The 4,938-nt window shown below is 70.1% G+C and carries 6 protein-coding genes; 4 read left to right on the forward strand and 2 right to left on the reverse strand.

Going from position 1 to position 4,938, the window contains the following annotated elements; translation table 11 throughout:
* The coding region (locus AC3XYG_RS23965; RefSeq protein WP_489142378.1) for a DNA/RNA non-specific endonuclease at positions 1–335 on the reverse strand (335 nt) is incomplete at its 3' end.
* A 118-nt stretch (positions 336–453) separates the two neighbouring features.
* Between AC3XYG_RS23965 and AC3XYG_RS23970 the strand changes: the two genes are divergently transcribed.
* The 4 genes from AC3XYG_RS23970 (at position 454) to AC3XYG_RS23985 (ending at position 4,326) form a co-directional block, all read left to right on the forward strand.
* Positions 454–1,215, forward strand: coding sequence for a class I SAM-dependent methyltransferase (locus AC3XYG_RS23970; protein WP_489142379.1), 762 nt, complete (start codon positions 454–456; stop codon positions 1,213–1,215).
* A gap of 167 nt (positions 1,216–1,382) precedes the next feature.
* Positions 1,383–2,246 (forward strand): chorismate mutase, encoded by an 864-nt coding sequence (locus AC3XYG_RS23975; RefSeq protein ID WP_489142380.1) that lies wholly within the window; start codon positions 1,383–1,385, stop codon positions 2,244–2,246.
* 8 nt (positions 2,247–2,254) lie between these two features.
* Positions 2,255–3,358 carry a histidinol-phosphate transaminase gene (gene hisC / locus AC3XYG_RS23980; RefSeq protein ID WP_489142381.1) on the forward strand — a complete coding sequence of 368 codons (1,104 nt, stop codon included), beginning with the start codon at positions 2,255–2,257 and terminating at the stop codon, positions 3,356–3,358.
* Entirely contained in the window at positions 3,355–4,326 is a 972-nt protein-coding gene (locus AC3XYG_RS23985; RefSeq protein ID WP_489142382.1) for a prephenate/arogenate dehydrogenase family protein, read from the forward strand. Before hisC ends, AC3XYG_RS23985 begins: the two co-directional genes overlap by 4 nt.
* Positions 4,327–4,489: 163 nt before the next feature.
* Here the strand turns inward: AC3XYG_RS23985 and AC3XYG_RS23990 are convergent.
* Positions 4,490–4,938, reverse strand: a 449-nt coding sequence (locus AC3XYG_RS23990) for a DUF2125 domain-containing protein (RefSeq protein ID WP_489142383.1), incomplete at its 5' end; no start/stop codon positions are given.

Consider the following 4,938-nt stretch of genomic DNA (forward strand, 5'->3'; position numbering starts at 1 on the left):
TAGAGCGCATCGTCGATCTGCCATTTCGCGTCGACCAGCGGGTCGAGTGTGAATTTGAGCCCGCGGCGGCTGAGCAGCTTGATCTGGCCGCCATCGACGTTCCAGGCGACCCAGCGCGCCAGCCTTCGGGCCTTGCTGACGGTCAGGGAATAATGGGTGTGGCGGATGATGGTGGTGCCGCCGACGCGGACCGCATCCTTGTCCTGCGCCGCCGACAGCACCGGCACCGCCACGGTGCGGCCCAGGAACTCCGGGTCATAGCCGGCGGCCGCCGCGTCCGGCGCCGCCAGCGCCCGCTGCGGCGGGGTTGGCTCGATCGCGGGCTTGCGGGCCATGAAGCGACTCCTGACATTAGGCTGCAGGCGAAGGGATCGGGACCGGACAGCGACGCCGGTTCCAGCCGGCCGCCAATGCGCTATGGTACCCCGTGAAACGGTCTGGAACGACGGCTGGATGTACAGCGACGTCATCGATCTCCGCGAATTCTACGACACCAGCCTGGGGCTGGTGGTGCGCCGCATGGTCCGCCGCCAGATCCGCCTGATGTGGCCGGACACGCGCGGCCAGATCATCCTCGGCCTCGGCTATCCCACGCCGTTCCTGCGGCCGTTCCTGGGCGAGGCGGAGCGGGTGATCGCCTGCATGCCGGCCGAACAGGGCGTGACCCACTGGCCGCCGGACGGGCGCGGCCTGGTGGCGCTGACCGAGGAATGCGAGCTGCCGCTGCCCGACATGTCGGTCGACCGCGTGCTGCTGGTGCACGGGCTGGAGGCGACCGAGCAGCTGGGCGAACTGATGCGCGAGATCTGGCGGGTGCTGAACGGCAGCGGCCGGCTGCTGGTGGTGGTGCCGAACCGGCGCAGCTTGTGGGCCCGGTCCGACCGCACCCCGTTCGGCCATGGCAAGCCCTATTCCGGCAGCCAGCTGAACCAGATGCTGCGCCAGCACCTGTTCGTGCCGGAGCGGGTGGCGCGGGCGCTGTGGCTGCCGCCGACCCGGTCGCGCTTCCTCTTGTCCACCGCCGGGATGTGGGAGGAGGTTGGCGCCCGCTGGTTCCAGCGCGTTGCCGGCACGGTCATGGTCGAGGCGTCGAAGCAGATCTACCAGCTGTCGCGCGGCAAGAAGGTCCGATCCCGGCGGCCGGTGCTGGTGCCGGTCGGCGCTGGGCAGCCCGCCTTGGGCGGCCTGCGGCGCGAGGGCGAGGAGCCGGGCTAGGACCGTCCGGCATACCGGAGTTTCGGGACAGGATTGCTAGAGGCAGGGGTTCCGCCGCGTCAATCCTCCGATGCGCCAAACCCCAGAGGTTTCCTTTGCTTTCGCCCCCTCCGCGTTCTACACCTGATCGCCATCTGCCCGGCAGGTTCCAGCCCCTTTTTCAGACGATGCCAGACACCCCTCAGACGCTCGACTCGTTGCGCGCGCGGATCGACGAAATCGACGATTCGATCCACGACCTGATCATGCAGCGGGCCGGGGTGGTGCAGGACATCGCCGCGACCAAGAGCAGCGACCAGCCGGCCATGCGCCCGGGCCGCGAGGCCATGATCCTGCGCCGGCTGGCCGACCGGCACGGCGGCGCCTTTCCGCTGCCCGAGCTGACCCGGATCTGGCGCGAGATGATGACCGGCTTCACCCGGATGCAGGGGCCCTTCGCGGTCGCCGTGCACACGCCGGATGGCCGCGACGACCTGTGGGACATTGCCCGCGACCATTACGGCAGCCACACGCCGATGACGGCCGTGACCGGCCCAATCCAGGCGATCCGCGCGGTGCATGAGGGCAGTGCCACCATCGCCGTGGTGCCCTGGCCGGTCGAGGCCGACAGCGACCCCTGGTGGCGTGTGCTGGTGTCGGCCGACCCGCGCACGCCGCGGATCGTCGGCAGCCTGCCCTTCATCGTCACCGAACGGAACCGCGACGAGCCGATGGCCCTGGCCGGCGCCCATATCGCGCCGGAGCCGACCGGCGACGACCGGGCGATGGTCGCGATCGAGGTTGCCGCCGACATCAGCCGCAGCCGGCTGAAGCAGACGCTGGAGGCGGCCGGCCTGCCGCCGGTGGCGTTCTGGACCCGGCCGGCGCGCAATGTCGACGACCATGCCATCCATCTGGTCGAGGTCGCGGATTTCGTCGCCACCGACGACAACCGCCTGGAACGGCTGGCCGAGCGTCTGGGCGAGCTGTCCCCCCGCATCCACATGATCGCCGGGTTCGCCACGCCGACTGCCATCGGCCGCCGGAGCTGAGTTACGCCATGACTGCGATCCAAGCGCCGCGTCCGCGCCCGGGCCTGCTGGACATCGATCCCTATGTCGGCGGCGAGGCCAAGTCCGTGCCGCATCCGCGGCTGGGCCGGCCGATCCGCCTGGCCTCGAACGAGGGCGCCTTCGGCCCCAGCCCGAAGGCCACCGCGGCCTATCGCGAGCTGGGCGGCGAAATCCACCGCTACCCCGATGGCGGGGCGCATGCGCTGCGCCACGCCCTGGCCGGACGCTTCGGCCTGGATGCCGAACGCATCGTCGCCGGCGCCGGGTCGGACGAGCTGATCGCCCTGCTGACCAAGAGCTATGCCGGACCGGGCGACGAGGTGCTGTACAGCCGGCACGGCTTCCTGATGTACCCGATCGCCGCCAAGGCGGTCGGGGCGACGCCAATCGCGGCGCCTGAAGCCGAGCTCAAGACCGATGTCGACGCGCTGCTGGCGCGGGTGACGCCGCGCACCCGCATCCTGTTCCTGGCCAACCCGAACAACCCGACCGGCTACCTGCTGCCCAGGGCCGAGGTCGAGCGGCTGCATGCGGCGCTGCCGCCGGATGTGATCCTGGCGCTCGACGCCGCCTATGCCGAATACATCGACGACCCGGAGTACAGCGCCGGCGCCGATCTGGTCGAACGGTCCGGCAATGTCGTGATGCTGCGCACCTTCTCGAAGATCTACGGCATGGGCGCGCTGCGCCTGGGCTGGGCCTATGCCTCGCCCGGGGTCACCGACATCCTGCATAGCGCCCGCGGGCCGTTCAACGTCAGCGCCGCGGCGCAGGCGGCGGGCGTCGCCGCCCTGGCCGATGAGGATTTCATCGACAAGAGCCGCACCCACAACGCCGAATGGCGGCGCTGGACCGCCGCGGAGCTGGAGAAGCTCGGCCTCGTGCCGCGGCCCTCGTCCGGCAACTTCTTGCTGGTCGATTTCGGCGATGGCGATGCCGAGGCGGCGCGGCAGCATCTGAAGGACAACGGCATCCTGGTCCGCCAGATGGGCGGCTACGGCCTGCCGACCCATTTGCGCATCACCATTGGCACCGAAGAAGAAATGCGGGCCGTGGTCGAGGCGCTGACCGAGCATCTGCGCGGCCGATGAGTTCCGAGGCGGCAACTCCGGAGACTGTGGCCCAGCAGGCCGAGGCGCCGATCTTCCGCCGGCTGGCGCTGCTCGGCATCGGGCTGATCGGCTCTTCCGTCGCCCGCGCCGTCCGCAAGCACGGCCTGGTGAGCGAGGTCGTCGGCCATGCCCGTCGGCAGGAAACCCGCGACGAGGCCATGGCGCTCGGCTTCCTCGACCGGGTCGAGGCCGATCCGGCCGCGGCCGTAGCCGGCGCTGATATCGTGATGATCTGCGCCCCGATGGGCGCCTATGAAGGACTGGCCCGGGCCATCGCCCCGGCGCTGGCGCCCGGCGCCGTCGTCACCGATGTCGGCTCGGTCAAGGGCATGGTGGCGAAGACCATCGCCCCCTACCTGCCGGCCGGTGTCCATCTGGTGCCCGGCCACCCGATCGCCGGCACCGAGCATTCCGGCCCGTCGGCCGGCTTCGCCGAGCTGTTCATCGACCGCTGGTGCGTGCTGACGCCCGAGCCGACCGTCGACCCTGATGTGGTGGCCAAGGTCGAGGCGCTGTGGCGCGGCATGGGCATGATGGTCGAGAAGATGACCGCCGAGCATCACGACCGGGTGCTGGCGATCACCTCGCACATCCCGCATCTGATCGCCTACACCATCGTCGGCACCGCGTCGGACATGGAAGAGGCGACCCAGGCCGAGGTGATCCGCTTCTCCGCCGGCGGCTTCCGCGACTTCACCCGTATCGCCGGCTCCGACCCGGTGATGTGGCGCGACGTGTTCCTGACCAACAAGAGCGCGGTGCTCGAGGTGCTGCAGCAATTCACCGAGGATCTGGTCCGGCTGCAGCGCGCCATCCGCCGCGGCGAAGGCGACAAACTGGAATCCTGGTTCACCCGCACCCGCGCCATCCGCCGCGGCGTCGTCGACGCCCCTCAGGAAGAGATGGAGCCGGAAAAGGCCGCGCGGCTGACCAAGGAAGGAGACTGAGGCTCGGGGCTTCGCGGCAACTGTCCTGAACGCTGGATCTGTCAGCCCTCACCACAATTGTCATGCCCGGACTTGATCCGAGCATCTAGAGACTGTCGACAGCTTCTGGATTGCCGGGTCAAGCCCGGCAAGACAGTGGAAAGGGATTCTGGAACGCGTCCGCCTATTGCGCCCAGCGCACCTCGGGCAGCTTCGCGACCTGCATCGGGCCGAACGACACCTTGCCCTTTGCGATCGTGATCGGCGCGGTGACGGTGCGGGTGCCGTCCGCCGCCGGCTGGCCGGCCATCAGGTCGAGCCCGACCTTGGCGAAGCCGGCGTCGCGCTCCTTCACCAGCCCGGCCTTCTGCAGATCCTCGATTACCGGGCCGTAGCCGCGGATCTTCGCCGTCAGCGTGCCCTGCGGCTGCAGCTTGTCGTCGAGATCGAGCGTACCGCCAGCGTCGATCTGCAGCGGCCCCCAGCGCAGCGCCAGCTGGTCGACCCGCAGCTTGCCGCCGGCGTCGCGCCAGGCGGTCAGCTCGGGGGCGGTGGCGGCCTTGGGCAGGGTGCCGAGCACGGTCAGCCGCCCCGCCACCATGTCGACCCGCCGGCCGAGCGTGGCCAGGCCGA

The organism is Inquilinus sp. (assembly GCF_057815775.1).